21 protein-coding genes and 1 pseudogene are annotated in these 23,226 nt (G+C 64.8%); 13 read left to right on the forward strand and 9 right to left on the reverse strand.

All coding sequences use genetic code 11. The features are described 5' to 3' along the window. Nucleotides 1-214: 214 nt before the first annotated feature. The 5 genes from BC1002_RS17730 to BC1002_RS17750 all read left to right on the forward strand — a co-directional run bounded on the left by BC1002_RS17730 (nucleotide 215) and on the right by BC1002_RS17750 (nucleotide 8,602). Nucleotides 215-3,490, forward strand: coding sequence for an efflux RND transporter permease subunit (locus tag BC1002_RS17730; protein WP_013091371.1), 3,276 nt, complete (start codon nucleotides 215-217; stop codon nucleotides 3,488-3,490). Nucleotides 3,491-3,513: 23 nt separating this feature from the next. After that, a complete protein-coding gene (locus BC1002_RS17735; protein ID WP_013091372.1) occupies nucleotides 3,514-4,740 on the forward strand; it encodes an efflux RND transporter periplasmic adaptor subunit in 1,227 nt (408 codons plus the stop codon). Further along, entirely contained in the window at nucleotides 4,740-6,305 is a 1,566-nt protein-coding gene (locus tag BC1002_RS17740; RefSeq protein WP_013091373.1) for an efflux transporter outer membrane subunit, read from the forward strand. Before BC1002_RS17735 ends, BC1002_RS17740 begins: the two co-directional genes overlap by 1 nt. Nucleotides 6,306-6,416: 111 nt before the next feature. Next, nucleotides 6,417-7,103: a heavy metal response regulator transcription factor gene (locus BC1002_RS17745; protein WP_013091374.1), complete on the forward strand. Its 687-nt coding sequence runs from the start codon at nucleotides 6,417-6,419 to the stop codon at nucleotides 7,101-7,103. Beyond that, entirely contained in the window at nucleotides 7,100-8,602 is a 1,503-nt protein-coding gene (locus tag BC1002_RS17750) for a heavy metal sensor histidine kinase (protein WP_013091375.1), read from the forward strand. Before BC1002_RS17745 ends, BC1002_RS17750 begins: the two co-directional genes overlap by 4 nt. On the opposite strand, the gene dinB is transcribed toward BC1002_RS17750, so the two are convergent. Continuing rightward, the gene (gene dinB, locus BC1002_RS17755; RefSeq protein ID WP_013091376.1) at nucleotides 8,569-9,735 is read right to left on the reverse strand and encodes a DNA polymerase IV; all 1,167 of its coding nucleotides are present in this window, start codon (nucleotides 9,733-9,735) and stop codon (nucleotides 8,569-8,571) included. The two genes, BC1002_RS17750 and dinB, sit on opposite strands and share 34 nt — an antisense overlap. 275 nt (nucleotides 9,736-10,010) lie before the next feature. On the opposite strand from dinB, the gene BC1002_RS17760 reads away from it, so the two are divergent. Then, entirely contained in the window at nucleotides 10,011-11,591 is a 1,581-nt protein-coding gene (locus tag BC1002_RS17760) for an EAL domain-containing protein (RefSeq protein ID WP_238537986.1), read from the forward strand. A gap of 32 nt (nucleotides 11,592-11,623) precedes the next feature. Here the strand turns inward: BC1002_RS17760 and BC1002_RS17765 are convergent, their stop codons facing one another. The 3 genes from BC1002_RS17765 to BC1002_RS17775 form a co-directional block, all read right to left on the reverse strand. Then, the gene (locus tag BC1002_RS17765) at nucleotides 11,624-12,205 is read right to left on the reverse strand and encodes a YceI family protein (protein ID WP_013091378.1); all 582 of its coding nucleotides are present in this window, start codon (nucleotides 12,203-12,205) and stop codon (nucleotides 11,624-11,626) included. A 48-nt stretch (nucleotides 12,206-12,253) separates the two neighbouring features. Next, complete coding sequence (locus BC1002_RS17770) at nucleotides 12,254-12,829, reverse strand: YceI family protein (RefSeq protein ID WP_013091379.1); 576 nt, start codon at nucleotides 12,827-12,829, stop codon at nucleotides 12,254-12,256. Nucleotides 12,830-12,945: 116 nt separating this feature from the next. Beyond that, nucleotides 12,946-13,509 (reverse strand): cytochrome b, encoded by a 564-nt coding sequence (locus BC1002_RS17775; RefSeq protein ID WP_013091380.1) that lies wholly within the window; start codon nucleotides 13,507-13,509, stop codon nucleotides 12,946-12,948. A gap of 262 nt (nucleotides 13,510-13,771) precedes the next feature. Here BC1002_RS17775 and BC1002_RS17780 point away from each other — a divergent pair, with 262 nt between their 5' ends. Then, nucleotides 13,772-15,022: an arsenic transporter gene (locus BC1002_RS17780; protein ID WP_013091381.1), complete on the forward strand. Its 1,251-nt coding sequence runs from the start codon at nucleotides 13,772-13,774 to the stop codon at nucleotides 15,020-15,022. Here BC1002_RS17780 and BC1002_RS17785 read toward each other — a convergent pair. Then, nucleotides 15,011-15,289 (reverse strand): hypothetical protein, encoded by a 279-nt coding sequence (locus BC1002_RS17785; protein WP_013091382.1) that lies wholly within the window; start codon nucleotides 15,287-15,289, stop codon nucleotides 15,011-15,013. The genes BC1002_RS17780 and BC1002_RS17785 overlap by 12 nt on opposite strands. A 339-nt stretch (nucleotides 15,290-15,628) precedes the next feature. Continuing rightward, nucleotides 15,629-15,964 (reverse strand): hypothetical protein, encoded by a 336-nt coding sequence (locus BC1002_RS17790; protein ID WP_013091383.1) that lies wholly within the window; start codon nucleotides 15,962-15,964, stop codon nucleotides 15,629-15,631. Nucleotides 15,965-16,211: 247 nt separating this feature from the next. Between BC1002_RS17790 and BC1002_RS17795 the strand changes: the two genes are divergently transcribed. The 3 genes from BC1002_RS17795 to BC1002_RS17805 are packed head-to-tail and all read left to right on the forward strand — an operon-like array spanning nucleotide 16,212 to nucleotide 18,613. Next, complete coding sequence (locus BC1002_RS17795; RefSeq protein ID WP_013091384.1) at nucleotides 16,212-16,505, forward strand: EF-hand domain-containing protein; 294 nt, start codon at nucleotides 16,212-16,214, stop codon at nucleotides 16,503-16,505. A gap of 27 nt (nucleotides 16,506-16,532) precedes the next feature. Beyond that, nucleotides 16,533-17,246: a response regulator gene (locus BC1002_RS17800; protein ID WP_013091385.1), complete on the forward strand. Its 714-nt coding sequence runs from the start codon at nucleotides 16,533-16,535 to the stop codon at nucleotides 17,244-17,246. Then, nucleotides 17,243-18,613, forward strand: coding sequence for an ATP-binding protein (locus BC1002_RS17805; protein WP_013091386.1), 1,371 nt, complete (start codon nucleotides 17,243-17,245; stop codon nucleotides 18,611-18,613). Before BC1002_RS17800 ends, BC1002_RS17805 begins: the two co-directional genes overlap by 4 nt. 36 nt (nucleotides 18,614-18,649) lie before the next feature. Here the strand turns inward: BC1002_RS17805 and BC1002_RS17810 are convergent, their stop codons facing one another. Further along, nucleotides 18,650-18,916: a hypothetical protein gene (locus BC1002_RS17810; protein ID WP_013091387.1), complete on the reverse strand. Its 267-nt coding sequence runs from the start codon at nucleotides 18,914-18,916 to the stop codon at nucleotides 18,650-18,652. 154 nt (nucleotides 18,917-19,070) lie between these two features. Continuing rightward, nucleotides 19,071-19,397: a transposase gene (locus tag BC1002_RS17815; RefSeq protein WP_013091388.1), complete on the reverse strand. Its 327-nt coding sequence runs from the start codon at nucleotides 19,395-19,397 to the stop codon at nucleotides 19,071-19,073. A gap of 197 nt (nucleotides 19,398-19,594) precedes the next feature. Between BC1002_RS17815 and BC1002_RS39385 the strand changes: the two genes are divergently transcribed. From BC1002_RS39385 to BC1002_RS36385, 3 genes and pseudogenes are all read left to right on the forward strand, one after another. Beyond that, a complete protein-coding gene (locus BC1002_RS39385) occupies nucleotides 19,595-19,663 on the forward strand; it encodes a XylR N-terminal domain-containing protein (protein ID WP_274380064.1) in 69 nt (22 codons plus the stop codon). A 129-nt stretch (nucleotides 19,664-19,792) separates the two neighbouring features. Next, a complete protein-coding gene (locus tag BC1002_RS38925; RefSeq protein ID WP_238538029.1) occupies nucleotides 19,793-20,074 on the forward strand; it encodes an MmoB/DmpM family protein in 282 nt (93 codons plus the stop codon). Continuing rightward, a pseudogene (locus BC1002_RS36385) lies at nucleotides 19,969-20,205 on the forward strand (phenol hydroxylase); the annotation flags it as partial. The gene BC1002_RS38925 and the pseudogene BC1002_RS36385, both read left to right, overlap by 106 nt. Before the next feature lie 49 nt (nucleotides 20,206-20,254). Here BC1002_RS36385 and BC1002_RS17820 read toward each other — a convergent pair. Next, a complete protein-coding gene (locus BC1002_RS17820) occupies nucleotides 20,255-22,915 on the reverse strand; it encodes a response regulator (protein ID WP_013091389.1) in 2,661 nt (886 codons plus the stop codon). Nucleotides 22,916-23,226 lie beyond the last annotated feature (311 nt).

Genomic DNA, 23,226 nt, shown 5'->3' on the forward strand with positions numbered 1-23,226 from the left:
ACTGCGCGTAAATTTATTCAACAAACGTTTGCGGGTCGCCTAATTCGCTGCAAGTCCGGCGAGAGCCTTTCGCCTTCAAAAATGGCGTATTTGCTTTCAACAAGCTTCCTGACAATTTCGCCATTCTCGCGCCATGCAGGCGTTGGTGCTACCGATCTAGCATAAGCGGAGATTCAATCCCTCCCTCCACCCGCGTTTTCTCTGGCCCGTTTCAATGTGGATCGTCAACGTAGCACTTAAGCGGCCATACACGTTCATCGTGATGGCGATTCTGATCGTGCTGGCGACGCCCTTCGTGCTGTTCACCACGCCCGTCGACGTGCTGCCGGAAATCAACATTCCGGTGGTCAGTATCATCTGGACGTACACCGGGCTGTCGGCCGAGGACATGGCTACCCGCATCACGTCGGTCAACGAGCGCAGTCTGACCACGACGGTCAACGACATCGAACATATCGAATCGCAGTCGCTGCCCGGCATCGCAATCCTGAAGGTGTTTCTGCAGCCGAACGCGAATATCCAGACGGCCATCGCGCAGACGGTCGCCGTCGAGCAGGCGCAATTGAAGCAGATGCCGCCGGGCGCCACCGCGCCGCTCGTCATCAGCTACTCGGCTTCGAGTATTCCGGTGATCCAGCTAGGTCTGTCGAGTCCGAAGCTCTCCGAGCAGGACTTGAACGACACCGCGCTGAACTTCTTGCGTCCGCAACTCGTGACTATTCCGGGCGCAGCCGTGCCGTACCCGTACGGCGGCAAATCGCGGCTGATCTCGGTCGACCTCGATACGCGCGCGATGCTGGCCAAGGGCCTGACGCCAGCCGATGTGGTCAACGCGTTCAACGCGCAAAACCTGATTCTGCCCACCGGCACGGCCAAGATCGGGCCGAAGGAATACACGATCGACATGAACGGTTCGCCACCGACGTTGGAAGGTCTCAACGACATTCCAGTACGCACCGTCAACGGCGCGACGACCTACCTGCGTGAAGTCGCGCATGTCCGCGACGGCTACTCGCCGCAGACCAACATCGTGCGGCAGAACGGCCATCGTGGCGTGCTGATGTCGGTGCTGAAGAACGGCAATGCGTCGACGCTGTCGATCGTCGATACGTTGAAAGGCCTGTTGCCGGCCGCGCGCGCCGCGCTGCCGCCGGATCTGCAGATCACCGCGCTGTTCGACCAGTCGGTGTTCGTGAAGGCGGCGGTGCAGGGCGTGGTGCGCGAGGCGCTGGTCGCGGCCGCGCTGACCGCCGCGATGATCCTGCTGTTCCTCGGCAACTGGCGCAGCACCTGCATCATCGCGATCTCGATTCCGCTGTCCATCCTGTCGTCGCTGATCGTGCTGCACGCGCTCGGGCAGACCATCAACATCATGACGCTGGGCGGGCTCGCGCTCGCGGTCGGTATCCTGGTGGACGACGCGACCGTGACGATCGAGAACATCGAGCGGCACCTGCACATGGGCACCAATCTGCACGACGCGATTCTCGACGGCGCCGGCGAAATCGCGGTGCCCGCGCTGGTGTCGACGCTGTGTATCTGCATCGTGTTCGTGCCGATGTTCTTCCTGACCGGCGTGGCGCGCTATCTGTTCGTGCCGCTCGCGGAAGCGGTGGTATTCGCGATGCTCGCGTCGTACATCCTGTCGCGTACGCTCGTGCCGACGCTCGCGATGCTGCTGATGGGCCACGCGCACAAGCCAAAGACGGGCACGAAGCCGAATCTGTTCATGCGTCTGTATCACCGCTTCGACGCCGGCTTCGAGCGCATGCGCGCGGCCTACATCATGATCCTGAGCAGCCTGCTCGTGCGGCGCAAGATGTTCGGCACGCTGTTTCTCGGTTTCTGCGTGCTGTCGATGGGCCTGTTCTTTGCGCTCGGCGAAGACTTCTTCCCGAGCGTCGACGCGGGCGACATCCGTCTGCACATGCGCGCGCCGACCGGCACGCGGATCGAGGAAACCGCGCGGCTCGCCGACGAGGTCGAGAAGGTGATCCGCGAAGTCGTGCCGGAGAAGGAGTTGGGCACGATTCTCGACAACCTCGGCCTGCCGTATAGCGGCATCAATCTGTCGTATAGCAATGCGGGCACGATGGGCACGCTCGACGGCGAGATCCAGATCGCGTTGAACGAAGGCCACAAGCCGTCGCAGATCTACATGGACAAGCTGCGCACGATCCTGCCGCAGCGATTCCCGGGCGTCGAGTTCTTCTTTCAGCCGGCCGACATCGTCACGCAGATCCTGAACTTCGGCCTGCCCGCCGCGGTGGACGTGCAGATTGCCGGCGCGAATCAGCAGGGCAACCTCGACGTCGCGCGCAAGCTGCTGAAGCAGGTACGCCTGATTCCGGGCACCGTCGATACGCATATCCAGCAGAAGCTCGACGAACCGGTGATCGGTCTGCACATGGACCGCACCCGTCTGCAACAACTGAACCTGACCGCGAACGACGTCGCGCAGAACGTGCTGGTTTCGCTATCGGGCAGTTCGCAGACGTCGCCGGGCTTCTGGGTCAACAACAACAACGGCGTCGAATATAGGGTTCAGGTGCAGACACCGCAGTACCAGGTGTCGTCGATCGACGAACTGTTGCGCACCCCGGTGTCGGCCACGATGAACGGGCCGACGCAACTGCTCGGCAACCTCGTGCAGGTGTCGCCGAAGAGCCAGTTCGCCGAGGTCTCCCACTACAACATCCGTCCGGTGATCGATCTGTATGTGAGCGTTGAAAAGCGCGATCTCGGCAGCGTGGCGAATCAGGTCGACAGGATCGTCAACGAGGTGAGCGGTACGCTGCCGCGCGGCAGCACGATCACCGTGCGCGGCCAGGTACAGACGATGCGCAGTTCGTTCTTCGGGCTCGGCATCGGCGTCGCGATGGCGATCGTGCTCGTGTATCTGCTGATCGTCGTGAACTTCCAGTCGTGGGTCGATCCGCTGATCATCGTCAGCGCGTTGCCGGCGGCGCTCGCGGGCATCGTGTGGATGCTGTTCCTGACCGGCACCCATCTGAGCGTGCCGGCGCTGACCGGCGCGATCATGACGATGGGCGTCGCGACGGCGAACAGCATTCTAATGGTCGCGTTCGCGCGCCAGCGTCTGTCGGCCGGCGCGCCGCCGCTCACGGCCGCGCTCGAAGCCGGCGCGAGCCGGATCCGTCCGGTGCTGATGACCGCGTTCGCGATGATCATCGGCATGGTTCCGATGGCGCTCGGTCTCGGCGAAGGCGCCGAGCAGAATGCGCCGCTCGGCCGCGCGGTGATTGGCGGCTTGCTGTTCGCGACCGTATCGACGCTGTTTTTCGTGCCGCTCGTGTTCGCGGGAATTCATTCGTGGCTCGCGCGCCGTCATCACAACGGCGGCGGCGATGGCGGCGATGGCGGTGGCGGTGGAAAGGGCGGTAATCGCGGTGGAACCGGCGGTGATGGCGGTCGAAGTAGCGGCCATAGCGGCAGCCCGGAACACAGCAGTGCGGCGACGCCCGCGTAAAAGTTAAACGATGGTTGACTGAGATGACCGAAAAAACTCATGCCTCGCTAGCGATCCCCACGCGGGAAACCGAACAGGGAGAGCACTTGCTGCCGCCGCGCCATCGCGAATGGAGACACGCGAAGATCGCGATCCTGATCGTGTTCGTGCTGCTCGCGATCGGCACGCTGCGCACCGTGATCGCGAACGTGATGCAAAACCGCGAAGTCACGGCGACCGCGCAGCAGAACGCCACGCAATACGTGAACGTCGTCACGCCGAAGCAGACCGACGGCGGCGGCGGCACGCTGCTGCCGGGCACGTTGCGCGGCTATGTCGAATCGCCGATCTATGCGCGTGCGACCGGCTATCTGCTGCACTGGTACGCCGACATCGGCGCCCGCGTGAAGCAGGGGCAACTGCTCGCCGAGCTCGATACGCCGGAAATCGACCAGGAACTCGCGCAGGCTCTGGCTCAGCGTCAGCAGATCAATTCGAGCCTCGCGCTCGCGAAGAGCTCGCTGGAGCGCTGGCAGCAGTTGCGCCAGCGCGATGCGGTGTCGCAACAGGAACTGGACGAACGGCAAAGCACCTACACGCAGGACCTCGCGAATCTCGCGGCGGCCGACGCGAACGTCAAGCGTCTGCAGCAGCTCGAATCGTTCAAGCGGATCGTCGCGCCGTTTGCCGGCGTGGTCACGCAGCGCAACGTCGACGTCGGCGATCTGATCGACGCGGGCAGCGGCACGAGCCGGGCCCTGTTCGCGCTCGCGCAGTCGGACCCGTTGCGCGTCTATGTGCAGTTGCCGCAGGCCTACGCGCAGAACGTCGCGGTCGGGCAGAAAGTCGTGGTCACGCAGGCCGAGCTGCCGGGCCAGCAGTTCCACGGCACGATCACGCATATGTCCGGCGCGATCGACGTGGCCACCCGTTCGTTGCAGATCGAAGTGACGCTGCCGAATCCCGACGCCAGGCTGCGACCCGGCGCCTATGTGCAGGTCGAGGTGCCGGCCGCCGCGCACGAGCGCCTGACGGTACCGGGCAACGCACTGCTGTTTCGAGCGGAGGGTCCGCGCCTCGCGGTCGTCGATGCGAAGGGCAACGTCAGCCTGCACAAGGTCGTGATCGCGGTGGACCTCGGGCAGCAGCTCGAAATCGAAAGCGGTATTTCGCCGACCGATCGCATCATCATCAACCCGAGCGACTCGATCGCCGATGGCGATCACGTGCAGGTGCAGCCGCTGCGGAAGAACGGCAAGGAGGCGTCGTGATGTTCGCGGCTTCCCGCCGGGCGCGCACACGCGGCATTGTGGTCACCGCGCTCAGCGCTTGCGCCGGCGCGGCCTTGCTCGCCGCCTGCACGGTAGGTCCCGACTATCAGCGGCCGCAGGCCGAGGTGCCGCCCGAATGGCACACCGATTCGTTCTGGCGCGTCGCCGCGCCGTCGCATGCGCCGATTGCGCCGGACTGGTGGACAGGCTTTGCCGACCCGACGCTCGCGACGCTCGAAACCCGGGCGCTCGCGCAGAACCAGACGCTCGCCGCGGCGAGCGCGCACTACGAGCAGGCCAAGGCGACACTCGCGAACACCAGCGCGCAGCGCGTGCCGGAAGTCGATTTCTCGGCGCAGGCCTCGCGCTTTCGCATTTCGCACGACCGGCCGCTGACCAACTACGCGACGCCGACTCAATCGACGGTACAGAACAACATCCAGCTCGGACCGACGCTCAGCTACGACACCGATCTGTTCGGACGCATCCGTCGTGAGGTCGAGGGCGCCCAGGCGTCGGCCGAACAGTCTGCGGACGATCTCGCGAACGCGCGGCTCGTGTTGACGACGGATCTCGCCACCGACTACTTCTCGCTGCGTGAGCTCGACAGCGAAATCGACGTGCTGAACCAGTCGGTGAAGCTGCAGCAGAAGGCGCTCGACTACGTGAACACCGAGCACGACCTCGGTTCGGTGTCGGGCCTCGACGTGCTGCAGCAGAAATCGCAGCTCGATGCGACGCGCGTGCAGGCGCAGCTTCTGCTGAATCAGCGCGCGCAATTCGAGCATGCGATTGCCGCGCTGGTCGGCGTGCCCGCCCCGCAGTTCGCGATCGAGCCGAAGGTGCTCGATATCAAGCCACCGACGGTGCCGCTCGGCGTGCCGAGCGACGTGCTGCAGCGGCGGCCCGACGTCGCCTCGGCGGAACGCGCGATGGCGGCCGCCAACGCGCAGATCGGCGTGGCCAAGGCCGCGTTCTTTCCAAGCCTGATGCTGACGCCGGGCATCGGCTGGGAGAGCACCGAGTTCGCCAATCTGCTGAGCGCGCCGACGCTGATGTGGACGCTCGGCGCGGCGGTCGGCCAGGTGATCTTCGACGGCGGGCGGCGCGCGGCCAACGTCAAGTTCGCGAGCGAGGGCTACAAGGCGACCGAGGCGAATTATCGGCAGACGGTGCTGAGCGCGTTCCAGCAGGTGCAGGACGGCATCACCGGACTGTCGGTGCTCGACGGCGCGGCGAAGCAGTCACGTGAGGCGGTCGAGGATGCGCAGCGGCTGCTGTCGCTCGCGAACGATCGCTATTCCGGGGGCCTCGTCGCGTATCTGAACGTGATCGACGCGCAGGAGTCGCTGCTGACGAGCGAGCGCACGGATGTGCAGATTCATGGGCAGCAGCTGACGCTGTCGGTGGCGCTGGTGAAGGCGCTCGGCGGCGGTTGGGATGGCGGCGCGCAAGGTAGTGCGATGGCCGCGAATGAGGCACATGCAAGCAACGCTGCGGCGATGCCGCAGCAGGCGCCTGCCGGCGGCGCGCAGCAGAAAGACATGCCGGCTGCTGCGCGCTGAATCGTCCCGGCCGAGCTTCGATGCCGACGCAGTGGGATAGGCGCGAAGAATCGAGGGCGTTCGTATAATTCAAGGTTGGCGCCACAATGTGGCATGGGGCAGGGGACGCGGATGAAATTGCTGATCGTTGAAGACGAGCACAAGGTAGTCGACTACCTGCGCTCCGGTTTGACAGAGCAGGGCTGGGTCGTCGACGTCGCGCTCGACGGCGAGGAAGGGACGCATCTGGCCACCGAATTCGATTACGACGTGATCGTCCTCGACGTGATGCTGCCCAAGCGCGACGGCTTCAGCGTGCTGAAGGCGCTGCGCATGCGCAAGTCGACGCCGGTCATCATGCTGACCGCGCGCGATCACGTGAACGACCGCGTGCGCGGCTTGCGCGAAGGCGCGGACGACTACCTGACCAAACCGTTCTCGTTCCTCGAACTCGTCGAGCGTCTGCATGCGCTCGCGCGCCGCACGCGATCGCAGGAGTCCACGCTGATTTCGGTCGGCGATCTGTTCGTCGATCTGATCGGCCGCCGTGCGACGCGCGATGGCGTGCGCCTCGACCTGACCGCGAAAGAGTTTCAACTGCTCAGCGTGCTCGCGCGCCGCCAGGGCGACATTCTGTCGAAGACCGCGATCACCGAACTCGTATGGGACGTCAATTTCGACAGCCACACGAACGTCGTCGAAACCGCGATCAAACGGCTGCGCGCGAAACTCGACGGTCCATTTCCGTCGAAGCTGCTGCACACGGTGCGTGGCATGGGCTACGTACTCGAAGTGCGCGAAGAGGCCGAGTCATCATGAACCGCTCGATTGCCCGCCGCCTTGCGTTGATGTTCGCGCTGGTGGCACTGTTCGTGTTTACGCTCGTCGGCAGCGGGCTCTTTCTGGTGCTGCGCTCGCAGCTCGAACATCATCTGCGCGAGTCGCTCGACGATCGCACGCAAATCGCGCGCATCATCGTCTCTCACGCGGTAACGCCCGAAAAATGGCGCATGGCCCGCGAAAAACTCACCGACATGACGCCGCATGACAGCAGCACCATGTACTCCGTGACGAGCGCGGAGCCGAACTTCCACTTCGGCACGCCGGTGCACGGGACCGTCACGAAGAGCTGGCCCGGCGGCTACGCGCGCATCGCGCCTGAGGGCGGCGGCCCCGACATGCTGACCTCGACCGTGATCTTGCCCGCCAATGGCGCGCGGCCTGAAGTGCAGTTGCAGGTCGCGGCGAGCTATTCGCCGAACCTGCGCACGATGCGCGTGTTCGGCTCGGCACTCGCGGCGCTGTCCGCGCTCGGCAGTCTCGCGGTGCTGCTGCTCAGCTACTCGGTCACGCGCATCGGCCTCCAACCGCTCACGCGTCTGACGCGCGACGCATCCGCGGTCAGCCCGAACAACCGCTCGCAGCGGCTCAATACGGCGTCATTGCCGCTCGAACTGAACGATCTCGCCAACTCGTTCAACGGCGCCCTCGAACGGCTCGACGGCGCCTACGGCCGCCTCGAATCGTTCAACGCGGACGTCGCGCATGAATTGCGCACGCCGGTCACGATCCTGATCGGCCAGACCGAAGTCGCGCTGACGCGCAACCGCTCGGTCGACGATCTGCGTCACACGCTGCAATCGAACCTCGAAGAATTCGAGCGGATGCGCGCGATCATCAACGACATGCTGTTCCTCGCGCGTGCCGACCAGGGCGAACGCGCGACGGGGTTGATCGAGGTGTCGCTCGCGGCGGAAGTCGCGCATACGCTGGAGTTTCTGGAGATTCCGCTCGAAGAGGCGCGCGTGCATGCGAAGTTGCGAGGCGATGCGTTCGCGCGCGTGAACCGTTCGCTGTTCGGCCGCGCGTGCGCGAACCTGCTGATGAACGCGATCCAGCACTGCGAGCCGGGCGCGACGATCAGCGTGACGATCGCGCGCGGCGAAGGTGCGATGCGTGACCAGGTGCGTGTCGTGGTCGCGAATCCGGGCGAGCCGATCGCGCCGGACGTCCTCGAACATCTGTTCGACCGTTTCTATCGCGCGGAAGTGTCGCGTACCAATAGCCGCGAAAACCACGGGCTCGGACTCGCGATCGTGAAGGCGATCGCCGAAATGCATCGTGGCACCGTATCCGCGCACAGCGCGAACGGCATCAACACGTTCTCGTTTTCGGTGGCGGCGCCGGTGATATCCGCGTCGGGCGATATACCGGCCGCGCGTGCGAACGCGAGCGCGAATGCCAATGCGAGCGCGAACGCGGCCGGAGTCGCCGCCGATACCGCCTATTCGTCGCTCGCGAAAGGCAAGTCGGCCTGAACCGGCAGGCGCGGCTTCAGCGCCTGTTCACTGGCCGAGCTCAGCGTGCTGATGCGCACGCCCAATAGCCGCAGCTTGCGGTTCAACTGCACGCGTCGCAAACACTCGGTCGCCGCGCGGCGGATTTCGGTCGCGTCGGCGGTCGGTTCGTCGAGCGTCAGGTCGCGCGTGACGGTGCGGAAATCGTCGTAACGCAGCTTGATACCGATCGTGCGGCCCACGTAGCCCTTGCGCACGAGATCGTCGGCGACACGCACGCACAGCCCCGTAAACGCGCTCGATAACGCTGGCCGGTCATGGCGCGGATGCAGATCGCGTTCGAACGTGGTCTCGCGGCTGATCGACTTCGGCTCCGATTCGACCACCACCGGCCGCTCGTCTTGACCCTGCGCGACTTCCATCAGCCACGCGGAATAGCTGCGCCCGAAATTGTCCTGCAACAACCCGGCGTCGGCGGCGGCCAGATCGCCGACCGTCGCGAGGCCGAGCGCGGTCAGCTTCTCCGCCGCCTTCGGGCCGATGCCGTTGACCTTGCGCACCGGCAGCGGCCACACGCGCAGCGGTATGTCGGCTGGCGTGAGGATCGTCAGGCCGTCGGGCTTGTCGAGCTCGGAGCCGATCTTCGCGAGCAGCTTGTTGGGCGCGACGCAGATCGAACACGTGAGACCGGTGGCCTGATGAACGGCCTCCTTGATGCGCCGCCCGATATCGGCCGATTCGCCCGGCAGGTCGGTCAGGTCGATATAGATCTCGTCGATGCCGCGATCCTCGATGCGGTCCGTGAACGTCCTGACGGCTGCCTTGAAGAGGCGCGAGTAGTGGCGGTACGAATCGAAGTCGGTCGGCAGCAGGATCGCGTCGGGCGCGAGCGCGGCGGCCTTCATCATGCCCATCGCCGAAAACACGCCGAGCGCGCGTGCCTCGTACGTCGACGTGGTGACGACGCCGCGGCCCGCGTAATCGCGCAGCTTCGCGAAGCGCTTGCTGCCGTCTTCGAGCAGCTGCGGCGCGCTGTTGCGGCCGCCGCCGATCACCACCGCGCGGCCGCGCAGCTCCGGATAGCGCAGCAGTTCGACGGACGCGTAAAACGCGTCCATATCGAGGTGCGCGATGCGGCGGGATGGCGAATTCATGGGAATTGAAGCGGGCGATGGTAATGAACGAAAGCGGTGAGGGCGCGCGTCGCGACGCCGCCGGCCCGTAATGGTACCTTGCCGCGCGCGCCGCCGGTCAGGGCCTGCGTGGCCGGCCGCATGGGCGTCGTTCAGCGCAATGTTGAAAAAGCGGCTTCAGTAACTATCCTTCACACTAATCCGCAGGTTACGTAGCGGGTCCCTGCGGGGCCGCAACCGCGCCGGCGGATTTCGCCGCGACCGTTCACCACCGGGCTCGACAGATGATCAAGCGCATGTCGCTGATTTCGGCGTATATCGCACTCGGCTGCGCCGCAACGGTGCTGCCGGTTCTGATCAGCATTTATATCGCGAACGAAGACGTCGCGCGCCGCGAGCAGCGAGATTTGCACCTGTACGCGGAAAAGGCCGTGATGCGCACGGAACTCGTCACGTATCAGGGCTTTGCCGCGATCGCGGACCTGCAGGCCGAGCACGCCGAGCCGTGCTCGCCGGAATACCTGGCGAGGGCCGCCCACGTGATTTTCAACTACCGCTACGTGCGGGACGCGGGCGCGTATGGCGACGGGCGCTATCTTTGCTCGCCGCTATTCGGCGACGTTCGCAGCCAGGATGTTGCGCTGCCGCCGCCGCGCTGGCGCAGCAACGACGGCTACCTGGTCTGGTTCCAGCAAAAGAATCCGCTCAGCGACATGCGCGAGGATATCCAGATCGGGCGCAACGGCGAGTACGTGTCGATCGATCCGCAGTCATATGTCGATGTCATGGACCCAGCGGGAAGGCCGATCGCCACGATCAATACGGAGATGAATTCGATCGTTGCACTGTCGACCGGCGCGGACCCCGACGAGATGCTCCATGCATGGAAGCGGGCGGGGCGCGTCGATAGCGATGAATGGAACTACGCGGTGGCGCGCTCGGAGACGCGCGCCCTCGGCGTCGTCGTCAAAGGCCGGCGCACCAGCCTGCTCAGAGACTGGCCGGGCCTGCTGGCGACGTGGCTGTCGATAGGCGTCGCGATGGGCGCCGCGTTCGGCTGGTTCGCGTTCAAACGGATCTCGCGGCAGGTGTCGTTCCAGGCCTCGCTCGAATGGGCGATCTCGCACAAGACCATCAACGTCGTTTATCAACCGATCGTGAATCTCGCGACCAACGAGTGTGTCGGCGTCGAAGCGCTGGCCAGATGGAATCTGAATGGACGCGAGATCTCGCCGCATATCTTCATTGCGTTGGCCGAGCAGCATGGCCTGATCCAGTCGTTGACCGACCTCGTGTTCGATGAGGCGCTGCAAGATCTGACGGAGCTATTGCGTTCGCGGCCGTCGTTCTACGTGTCGGTCAACGTCAGCGGCGAGGATCTGCGCACGCCACGCTTTCTGAACCTGATTACCGCGAGGCTCGCCGGAACCGGCCTGGGTCCCGCGCAGATCAGGATCGAAGCGACCGAGCGCAGTTTCCTGAACGCCGATGTGACCCGGCAGACGATCGCGGCCTTCAGAAGCGCCGGTCACCCGGTCTATATCGACGATTTCGGCACCGGCTATTCGAGCCTCGCTTATTTGCAAACCTTCATGATCGATGTGCTGAAGATCGACAAGTCGTTCGTCGACACGATCGCTCAGGAGGCAGCGTCGAGCATCGTTGCGCCGCATATCATCGAAATGGCGCACGAATTAGGGGTGGAAATCGTCGCGGAGGGGATCGAGCGCAACGAGCAGGTCGAGTATCTGGTGCGCCGGGGCGTTCAGTATGGGCAGGGCTGGCTGTTCGCGAAGGCGATGCGGCGCGAGGAGCTGGTCGCGTGGCTCGAGGCGCGCCGCGTGACGCATGCGCCGGCGCAGCCCGCGGTCCAGTAGTTCGGCGCCCGGCCGGGCCGGGCGCGATGCGCTTACTGCTTGATGCCTTCGGCCTGGATATGCAGCGTGGTCTTCATGTTGAAGCCATACGCCTTGCCGAAGTCGATGCCGAAATCGTCGCGATTGAACGTCGCGACCGATTCGGTGCCGCACACTTCGCGCTTCAGCATCGGGTGCTGGATGCACTTGAACGATTCGATCTTCAGGTTGACCGGCTTGGTGACGCCGTGCAGCGTCAGCGTGCCGATCACTTCGACCGGCTTGTCGCCGTCGAAGCGGATCTGCGTGCCCTTGTAGGTCGCAGTCGGGAACTTCGCGGTGTCGAAGAACTTGTCGCCGACCAACTCCTCGTTGAGCTTGTCGTTGCCGATGCCGACCGAGCTCAGGTCGATCGTTGCCTCGACCGTGCCGGTCTTCGCCGCGCGATCGAGCACGACGGTGCCGTTGGCTTTCTGGAACTTGCCGCGCCAGATCGAAAGGCCGCCGAAGTGGTCGGTCTCGAAGCTCGGCGATGTGTGCGTCGGATCGAGCAGGTAGGTTTCGGTCGCGGCCATCGCGTTGAACGAGCATGCTGCGGCGAGCGCGCCGGCGGCGAGCAGGAGGGATTTCTTCAAGTTGGACTCCAGGGGTCTAAAGGTAATGCGGTGCTGCTGTGTTGAACGTTATTTCGTTGCCGCGACCAGATGAAATTTGATGACGACTTCGTCGGCGACCACCGACGTGTCTTTCCATTCGCCGGTGCCGACGTCGAACTGCGTGCGCTTGATCGGCAACGAGCCGTCGAAGGTTTGCGTTGCGCCCTGGCTCGCGATCACGACCGGCACCACGACCGTTTGCGATTTGCCCTTGATCGTCAGCTTGCCGGTCACCTTGTACTGGTTGCCGCCGGCCGGCGCGATCGAGCTCGACACGAAGGTCGCGCTCGGGAACGCGCCGCTGTCGAACCATTCCTTGCCTTGCGCCTGTTTGTTGTAGTCGTCCGCGCCGAGGTCGTAGCTCGCGGTGTCGATCGACACGTTCGCGCTGCCCGCGGCCGGCTTCGCCGGATCGAAGTTCAGCTGCGCGGAGAACTTCCTGAACTTGCCGTCGACGGGCACGTTCATCTGTTTGGTCGTCGCGATGACGCTGCTTTTCGCGAGGTCGACGTCGGCGTGCGCGAGGTTCGCGCCGATGAGCGCAAGCGCCGCGAAAGAAGTGAGCGCCGCGCGATGAGCGGAGAGATAAAAGGGTGTCTTCATGATGGTACGCATCCTATCCGAGCTTCGCGGCCTGATTGCACACCGCGAGGAATTTGATTGCCAACCAGTCGTAACCAATCGACAGGAGTTATGCCTTTCTTCAAGCTGTCATGTCGTTATGCATGGGTCTTCAGAAACGGCACCATGCGCGCGAGCAAGCCGTCACGATCGACGAACTGATGTTTGAGCGCCGCGAGCACATGCATTAGCACGAGTGCGAGCAGCGTATAGTTGAGCAGCACGTGCAGCGTGCGCAGCGTGGCCTTCAGCGCCTGATCGGGACCGATGATGGTCGGCAGCGGCACGATGCCCAGATACACGACCTGAATCCCGGCCGCCGAACTGTAGAAGTAGCCGGATAGCGGAATCGCGAGCATCAGCAGATACAGCAGGCCGTGCACCAGATGCGCGGCGGCCTTCTGCCATGCGGGCGTCGCGGCACCGAGCGCGGGCGCGCGGTGCGTCGCTCGCCACAGCACGCGCAGCAGCGCGAGCGCGAACACGGTCACGCCGATCCATTTGTGCCACGAGAAGTATTTGAGCTTCGTCGGCGTGAAGCCGGGGATATCCGTCATGATCCAGCCGATGTAGAAGCCGCAGATCATCAGCGCGGCGATCAGCCAGTGCAGCGCGATTGCGGCGCCGTGATAGCGCGTGGGAGCGGAAGCCTGTGTTTGCATCGTTTTCTATCCGTTGCTCGCAATAAGCCGCGTGGGAATGCGGATAGTAGGGAGGTCAATAGAAACTGAATAGGGGGTGCGCGGGAACAGATTGTTTCTTCGTTGACGTTAATTGTGTTGAAAGACATGCGCGTGACAAGGCACACCGACTGCCGTGGACCGGTCGCTGCGGCAACCGCTGTGGTAACTTGTGGCCCCGAACAACAAGGTTGCGCGTGCTTTGCGCAGCCACCGACATAACCCATTATCCGGTCTTTAAGCTGTGAATTCCGTTTTTCTCTCCTGGGGCATTGCCGCGGCCGCCACCGCCGGCGTGATCACACGGCCGTTCAAATGGCCCGAAGCCGTGTGGGCCGTCGCGGGCGCGGTGCTGCTCGTGGTGCTCGGCCTGTTGCCCTTGCATCTCGCGATCGAAGCGATCGGCAAGGGCACCGACGTCTATCTGTTCCTGATCGGCATGATGCTGCTATCCGAAGTCGGCCGCCGCGAAGGGCTGTTCGACTGGGTCGCGGTGCTGGCGGTCAATCATGCGAACAGTTCGCCGCGCAAGCTGTTCGTCCTCGTGTATCTGTTCGGCGTGGTGATCACCGCGTTTCTTTCCAACGATGCCACCGCCGTCGTACTGACGCCCGCCGTGTTCGCGGCGGCGAAGAAAGCGAAGACGCCGCCGCTGCCGCTGCTGTTCGTCTGCGCGTTCGTCGCCAATGCGGCGAGCTTCGTGCTGCCGATATCGAATCCGGCCAACATCGTGCTGTACGGCAATCACACGCCGCCGCTGGGACCGTGGATGCTGCGCTTCGCGCTGCCGTCGGTGCTGTCGATCGGCGCGACCTTCGTGATGCTGCGCTGGACGCAACGCGACGCGCTGGCTGGCGTCTGCGAGGCGAATCTCGAGGCGGTCGAGCTGTCGGCGAGCGGCCGGGTCGCGCTCGCGGGCATCGCGGTGACGGCCGGCGCGCTGCTGACGGTCTCCGCGTACGACATCCAGCTCGGTCTGCCGACCGCGATCCTCGGCACGCTGACCGCGCTCGTGGTGCTGATCAAGGAGCGCAAGTCACCTCTGCCGATGATTCGCGAGATTTCGTGGAACGTGCTGCCGCTCGTCGCCGGGCTGTTTGTGCTGGTCGAGATGCTCGATCACACCGGCGTGATCAGCACGTTCGCGGGTGCGCTGCGGCGCGCGACCGAACACAACGAAATGGAAGCGGCCGCGTGGGCCGGCACCAGCATCGCGGCGCTCAGCAATCTGATCAACAACCTGCCGTCCGGACTGATCGCGAGTTCGACCGTGATGCAGGCGCAAAGCCCCGAGCGCGTGATCGACGCGTTCCTGATCGGCGTCGACCTCGGGCCGAACCTGTCGATCAGCGGCTCGCTCGCGACGATCCTGTGGCTCAACGCGATTCGTCGGGAAGGCGAAGACGTCGGCTTCATGAAGTTCCTGAGGGTCGGCGTGCTGGTGATGGTGCCCGCGCTCGTGCTGGCGCTCGGGGCACGGATTCTAACGGGCTGAACGGACGCCCGACCGGTGGTCCATCCGCGGGCCTGCGCGGGAGCCGATGCGGCTCGCGCCGGCGAGCTGATCCAGTTGGGCGCCGACCGAGCGCAGCCTTGCTTCGAGGTGGGCAACGCGCTGGCGTTGCGCGGGCACCATCGACGACCGGTTCAATGCATGCAGCCGGCCATGCCAGTACGACAGAGGAAAACGGTCGCGCGCTGAAAGTGCGTTGAAAACGACTTCGAGGTGGGCAATTTCCCTGTCGATATCTTGGTAACTCATCACAAAGGTCCAGGAAAGAAGTGGGATAGGGGCGCGCGAAGCTAAAAGGGACAGCAAGCTCCGTTCCATCCCGCCTATATGTAGTCGAAATCAGCCGTGAAGACGCAAAGCGGTCCATCGGGCGCGCGCCTGGCGCGCTGCGCGATGGTAAGAAGCGGCAAACTCCATGCAAGCTTTACGCGCGGCGTCCCCACGCGCCGCGGCGGCGCTCTGCCTTTCAATCGGACAACGGGAATTCACCAGGCGTGCCCGCCAGGCGCGTGTCCTATGCTGAGTCAACGGCGTGACGCGGCCGTGGGCGATCGAGACCGCCCCGCGCGAGAGCCCCGAAACGCGCTTTCAATGCGGCGCGTTCACCAGCGGTTGCGCATAGCTGACCGTCGGCGCGGGCACCATCGCATAGTTGGGCGCGGGCGGCACGACCACGGCGGCGGCGGGGGTGTTCGCCGGCAGTTCGGGCGGCGCCGCAACGATGGTCGCGGCCGCGATAGGAACGGCGACAGGCGGTGCCGATACGTACACGGGATTGACCGGCACCGGGTAGTAGACCGGCCGCGGCGGCGGCGCGTAGACCACGGCGGCGGGCAGATACACGACGACTCTCGCGTAGGCAGCGGAAGAACAGGCGAGACCGATGGCGGTGAAAGTCGAAGCGCAGGCGAGACGAATACTCATTTGTGACTCCTGATGCGTGAAAGCCGACGGACGGCAGACGGAACGATACGCAGCAGGCCCGCGAAACGAAACCGCAAACTCATTTCATTCGATGTCACGCTGCACCGGCGCGAGGCGCCGTGACATGATTCGACATGATTCATGAATTGCGATTGCGTGGCGTCTGACCAAGAATTCGGCCTGTCATCGAAACGGATCGCGGCACCCAGGCAGGCGACGGTCGATGTTCCAACCGAAGGAGTCAGTCATGAAGAAGTTGCTCGCCACCCTGTTGCTGTGCTGCGCGTCCACCGTCACGTTCGCTCAGGCCGCCGCGCCGCAAGGTATCACTCAGCAGCGCATGGAGCGCATGGAGCAGCAGTTGCAGACGCGCTTTTCGACCGCTAACACCACGCACGACGGCAAGCTGACCCGCGACCAGGCGGCAGCCGGCATGCCGATGCTCGCGCGTCATTTCGACGAGATCGATACGCAGAAGGCCGGCTACATCACGCTGCCGCAGATCGAGGCGTTCATGCAGGAGCGCGCGGCCGCGCACTGAGCAGCTCGGATATCGAGGAGCTTTCGAATGGAACGCCCCGCCAGGATCATCGTGCTCGACGACGAAGCCGAGTTGCGCAACATGCTGCTTCGCTTCCTGCGTGGCCACGGTTTCGACGTGCGCGCGGCCGAGGACGGCAAGCGTCTGAACCGCTACCTGGAGCGCGAGCCGTTCGATCTGCTGATACTCGATCTGATGATCGGCGAAGAGAACGGCCTCGAGATCTGCGCGAAGCTGCGCGCGCAAGGGCAGACCTTGCCGATCCTGATGCTGACCGCGAAGGGCGATCCGCTCGATCGCGTGACCGGCCTCGAAACCGGCGCCGACGACTACCTCGCCAAACCGTTCCTGCCGCGCGAACTGGTGGCGCGAGTCAACGCGCTGCTGCGTCGCCAGAAGATGGCCGCCGGCGACGTCACGGTGACCTCGCAGCGCGTGCGTTTCGGCGACTTCACGCTCGACGTCGGCAAGCAGGAGCTGTCGCGCGCGGGCGAGCCGCTCGAGATTCATTCCGCGCAGATGCTGCTGCTGGTCGCGCTCGCGTCGTCGCCGAATCGCGCGGTGAGCCGCGACAACCTGCTCGCGCGTGCGCGAGGGCGCGACCATGACGCGCTGGATCGCAGCATCGACGTGCAGGTGCTGCGGCTGAGGCAGATCGTCGAGGACGATCCGTCGAAGCCGCGTTTCATTCGTACCGTCTGGGGCGTCGGCTACATGCTCGTCGCCGATGTCGAATCATGATGCGCTCGCTGTCACGCAGGCTGCTGCCGCGCACGCTGCTCGCGCGCAACATCGCGCTGTTGATCGCGCTCGTGATGCTGAGCCAGATCTGCTCGATCGTCGTGCTGCTGCATTTCGTGCAGCGGCCACGCGTCGAGCGCGCGGCGGCCGTGTTCGCGACCTACGTGACGACGCTCGACAACCTGCTCGCGGCGACTCCGCCTGCCTCGCGCGCGGCGCTGACCGCACGACTCGACGCGCGCGAGCAGTTGCCGCCCGAAGCGACCGACACACCGCCGCACGATCTGTTGCGCGCGTATAGCACCTATCAACGCGGCGTGTTCATCGACAGCCTGCAGAAGTACCTGCCCGCGGATATGCCCGCGCGCTGGCAAACCGAGGGCGCACAGCGCTTGTGGATTCGCATGCACGGGTCGCTTGCCGGCGCCGGCAACGCGGCGGGTTTGGCGAACGCGCCATACTGGATTGCGCTGCCGGTTCCCGAGGACGCGCAAGGCAGCGGCCTCGAAGCGGCGATCTTCCTGTCGCTGGGGCTCGGCGTGCTCGCCGCGCTCGCCGGCTACGCGATCCAGCTGCATCTGAACGAACCGTTGCACGAGCTCACGCAAGCGGCGCGCCGCGTCAGCGCCGGCGACCTGCCCGCGCCGCTGCCGACCGACGGCCCCGCCGAAATCGCCGCCGTGGGCAGCGCTTTCAATCAAATGACGCGCGCGTTACGGGACGCCGAAGCGACGCGCGCGCTGATGCTCGCGGGCATCTCGCACGACATCCGCACGCCGTTGACGAAGCTGCGCCTGTCGATGGCGATGGCGATGCCGCAGGGGGCCGACAGCAGCTTCGTGATCGCCGCCGAATCGTATCTGGACCAGATCGAGACGATCCTGCAGCAGTTCATGGATTACGCGGGCAGCGGCGAGCGCGAGGAAGCGCAGCCCGGCGATCTGAATGCGCTGATCGAACGGCTCGCGGGCGACTTCGCTGGGCTCGGGCACGAGTTCGAACTGTCGCTGGGCAGTTTGCCGGCCGTTCCCTATCGGCCGATCAGCATGATGCGGCTGCTGATGAACCTGATGCAGAACGCGATCGTCTACGGCGGCAGCGGGCTTGCGGTGCGCACGTGGGCGACGCAGGACACGGTGACGGTGGCGGTCGCCGATCGCGGCAAAGGTTTGACGGCTGAGGAGTTGGAAAAGCTGAAGGCGCCGTTCCAGCGCGGCCGCAATGCGCGTACGCACAGCGGCGGCACGGGGCTGGGTCTGTCGATCGTCGAGCGGATCGCGCGGCTGCACGGCGGCAGCCTGCAGTTTCATCCGCGCGACGGCGGCGGCCTCGAAGTATGGGTCGTATTGCCGCTCAAGGCGCCATAAGCGCAAGACGGGGTGAGGGCGCGGCGCTCTTGCCGCTCACTCGCGATCCAGCCACGCGTCGAGCCCGACGCGAAACGCGACGCCCGCGATCACCGGCACCGTCAGCATCAGGATGATGCCGAAGTTCGGGATCTCGTCGCCGTACATGATCGGGTTGTACAGCACGACGCCCGACACGATTGCGAACATCAGCACGCCAATGGCGACCATCAGCAGATTGCGCACCGACAGGGACAGCGTCTTGCGCTTCGGCTTGTCGTTCGTGTCCTGAGCGCCGGGTGCTTCGTCGTGTTGGGCAGGCATGATGGTTCTCGTGGCAAAAAATGCGGCATCGGAAGCGGCCGCGGTGGCTACCGCGCCCGGCATCATACCCGCGCGCGCACGGCTGACGCAGTTGGGCGGCGCTGTTGCGGGTACTCATCCTTACCAACAATATATGCCATTCCAGGCCGCGACTTCACGCGTCGGCCTTCGGCCCCGCCGCAGGCGCCGAATCTGCGCCAGCCGCCGATGCGAGCGCACAGCCGCTCAGGCCGAGCTCGTCGAGAATCGCGCTCATCAAGCCCGTGCGGCGCCATTGCAGCCACCTGATATAGCACGTCTGCGACGGCGGAAAGGTGCCGGGCAGCCGATGCCATTTCTCGTTGCGCGTGACGACCCACAGGATCGCGTCGAGGATCTCGCGCGGAGGACGCGCGGGCCGTCCCAAACGTTTCTTCGGGTCCTGCTGGAACAGATGACTGATGCGCGCCCACGCGTCATCGGAAAGAGGAAGATCTAGCATGCCGCCAACGCCTAACTGACCGGTTTGTGGCGATCTTACGGTTTGGGCGGTTCATTCTAATTCCGGATTTACGCGTGGTTTGGCCCGCTCAACCGCCGATTGCTTCGCCTCCGATGATGCTAGCGTCGCCTTTGGCGGCCTACACCCGCAACCCGCGACTCTTCAGCCGGTAAACCAGCTGCGGCCGCGTAATCCGCATCGACGCGGTGCGCGGCCTGCTCACGCGCATGGGCTACAACTCGGGCGCGCGCGACGCCGAACTCTGATCGCGTTGAGGAAGCCGAAGCAGCATTCACCGATATCACCCGGGCGTTCGATGCGCGCATGCAGAAGCAGGGCGTGCCGCTCGTGGCGGAGCCCGCAGCCCGCAGAACAGCAAACCCAGGAGACACATCATGGCTGATTCCGTATTCATCGCGTTTCAGGCTAACGACGACTCGCGTCCGTTCATCGAAGCGATCGAAGCGGACAAACGTGCCGATCATCCAGAAGTGGATCGACAAAAGGTTCTGCCGCGGCTACCGGCTGCTGACGCTCGTCGCGATGATGATGGACTACATGCTGCCGAAGCGGCAGTGCGTGGGAGGGTTTTCGCGGCTTCGTCCACGACGCCGCGAAGGCGCTTTTCGGCGGCGATTTTCGTGGCCACAAGGCTTATCTGTGTGGACCGCCGGTGATGATCGAAGCGTCGATCCGCGCGCTGATGCAGGGGCAGCTGTTCGAACGCGACATTTACACGGAGAAATTCCTCAGCAATGCGGACGGCGCCGAAGCGCTCGCGAAAAGCCCGTTATTCAGGTCGATCTGAAGCATCATGAACACACGTGCGCCACGGCGGCAGAGGTTCGGGGTTTGGACTAGGACGCCGCTTCAGTGTGATCGAGCCATTGCGCGAGCTCGTGTCGCAACTGCGCGATATCGAGCGGCTTGCCGAGGAGCCGCGCACCTGGAATCGCCGCTCCGATCTCCGCGCTGCGACCGTAGCCCGACACCAGCAGCACGCGGATTGCGGGCTGCACTTGCCGCACCGCGCGCGCGAGTTCGTCGCCGGACATACCGGGCAGCTTGAGGTCGGTCAACAGCACGTCGTAGCGTTGGGTGCTCGCGAGCGGCAGCGCTGCTTCCGCGCTGGCGACCGCGGTGCACGCGAGACCTAGCGCGCCGAGCAGTTCGCCGAGCGCCTCGCGCGATTCGGTGTCGTCCTCGACGAACAGCACGCGTGCGGCTTCCTGGGCCGCGCGCGGCTGGGTCGCCTTTTGCGGTTTTCTCTTCGGCTCTTTTTTCAACCCTTTCGGCGGCGCCTGCGTCGCGCCATACATGTTGGCGCTTTCGTACGCCGCGGGCGGCACGCATGCGGCGATACGCGTCTCTCGCATGTCGGCCGCGCGGTCCGCACGCGCCGCGCCCGCGCGTAGAACGTTACGCACCAGACGGGCGAGATCGTCGCGCCGGTACGGCTTGGACAGCAGCGTGATACCCGCGTCGAGCTTGCCGTGGTGGACGATTTCGTCGCGCGTATAGCCCGATGTGAACAGCGTGGGCAGCGGTGGCGTGCGCGCGGCCGCGCGTTGCGCGAGCTCGACGCTCTTCAGCTTGCCGGGCATCACGACGTCGGTAAACAGCAGGTCGATCGGCACGTCGCTGTCGATGAACTCGAGCGCCGCGTCGCCGTTCGACGCGGTCAGCACCTTGTAGCCGAGCTGCGCGAGCATTTCGACCGCGGTCAGCCGCACGTCGGCATCGTCCTCGACGACAAGTATGGTTTCGCCGCCGCCGACCGACGCTGCGGTGCCGTCGACGGTCTCCGGCGTCTCCGCTTCGCAGCAGCGCGGAAAGAACAGCGACACCGTCGTGCCGTGTCCCACTTCGCTTTCGATCGACACATGTCCGCCGCTTTGCCGCGCGAAGCCGAACACCATGGACAGGCCAAGGCCGGTGCCGTGGCCGTCGGGCTTGGTCGTGAAGAACGGTTCGAACACGTGTTGCAGCACTTCGGGCGGCATCCCCGAACCGGTGTCGGCAACCGAGAACTCCACGTATTCGCCGGGCGACAGCTCCGGTTTGCCGCGGCAGAACGCGGCGTCGAGCGTGCGGTTGGTCGCGCGCACGGTGAGCGCGCCGTCGGCGCGCATCGCGTCGCGCGCATTGATCGCGAGATTGAGCAGCGCGTTTTCGAGCTGATTGCGGTCGACCTGCACGTTCCACAGATCGTCGCTGAGCACCGTGTCGATCCGCACCGTTTCGCCGAGCGCGCGGTGCAGCATTTCGCTCATGCCGGTCAGCAGGCGGCGCGGATTCAGCACGGTCGGCGACAGCGGCTGACGCCGCGCGAACGCGAGCAGATGCGCGGCGAGCTTCGCGCCGCGTTTGACGGCATCGGTCGCGGCGGATAGACGCCGCTGCGTGACGGGGTTGTCATCGGCGTCGGCGGCGAGCATCTGCAGATTGCCGTTGATCACCTGCAGCACGTTGTTGAAGTCGTGTGCGACGCCGCCCGTCAGGCTGCCGATCGCTTCCATCTTCTGCGCCTGGCGCAGCTGCTCCTCGGCGAGCGCGCGCGCGGCGATCGAATCGGCGACGCGCTGCTCGAGTGTTTCGGTTAGCTGAAGAAGCTGCTGTTCGGCGATCTTGCGTTCGTGAATGTCGATCAGCACGCCTGGAAAGCGCGTCGGTTCGCCGTGTTCGTCGAACTGGCAGCGGCCGTTCGCCTGCACCCACATATAGCCGCCATCAGGCCGCCGGATCCGGTACTCGGCGCGAAACGGCTCGCCGCTGCGGATCGCTTCGGCGGTCAGTCGATCGTTGAGCTGCTGGTCGTCGGGATGGATTATCTGCGTGGCGGCATCGCGCGCGACGCCTTTCGAAGCTGTATCGCGCCCAAACGAAAAGGTGCGCGCGAAGCGTTCGTCGCCCGTGACCTCGCCCGTGCGCACGTCGAGCACCCAGGTGCCGAGCACCGCGCCGGTGTTCAGTGCAAGTTGCAGGCGTTCGTTGGTCTCGTGCAGTTCGGTTTCGGCTTGCTGGCGCAGCCGTTCGGTGAGCACCCGCCCGGTGGTTTCGACGACCATCGACAGCACGCCGGCCGGCGCGCCGCTGTCGCCCGCAACCGGGCTGTAGTACAGATCCATCCACACGTCTTCCGGCTTGCCGTCGCGCAGCAGCACGAGCGCCTTGTCGCGATACGACAGCGTGCCGCCGGCGAGGCAGGTGACCATGACGTGACGATTGAAGTCGGCCACTTCGGGCCAGCCGTCTTCGACCGGACGACCGAGCAGATACGGATGCCGGCCGCCCGCGAAGATCGCATAGGCATCGTTGTAGATCATGTAGCCGGGCTCGTCCCACAGCAGCACGAGCGGCATCGGCGACGCGAGCATCGTCAGGACCGTCGAGGTCAGACTGCGCTGCCAGTTTTCGATCGCGCCGAGGCTGGTCGCGCGCCAGTCGAATTCGCTGATGCGTCGCGCCATCTCGCCGCGCCAGCCGGCGCAGCCGTAGTCTTGTGCCGGAAAAGGCATGCAGCGCTCCACCTGAATTCACGTCGAAAATGGTCGGCTCGGGACCGAAGCTTCGCAGGCTTCGCGCAGCCACGCGAGCTGCAATTATTGTATGGCACATCGCCATACCGTTGACGCTTCGCGGACGCTATTCGGGGTTTTGCCGGGTAAGCAGCCCTGTCCGAAAACGTACCGATTCGGCACGTCGTTCGATGCACGGGCAACATTTACCGCGACGCGCGTTTGCAGCGCAGCGAAAGCGGAAGAAGCGCCCGCATTTCCGGCATGGATCGATACGCGACGTACGCGCTATGCGAGGGAATGCGAATGAA

Source organism: Paraburkholderia atlantica (genome assembly GCF_000092885.1).
GTDB classification, from domain to species: domain Bacteria; phylum Pseudomonadota; class Gammaproteobacteria; order Burkholderiales; family Burkholderiaceae; genus Paraburkholderia; species Paraburkholderia atlantica.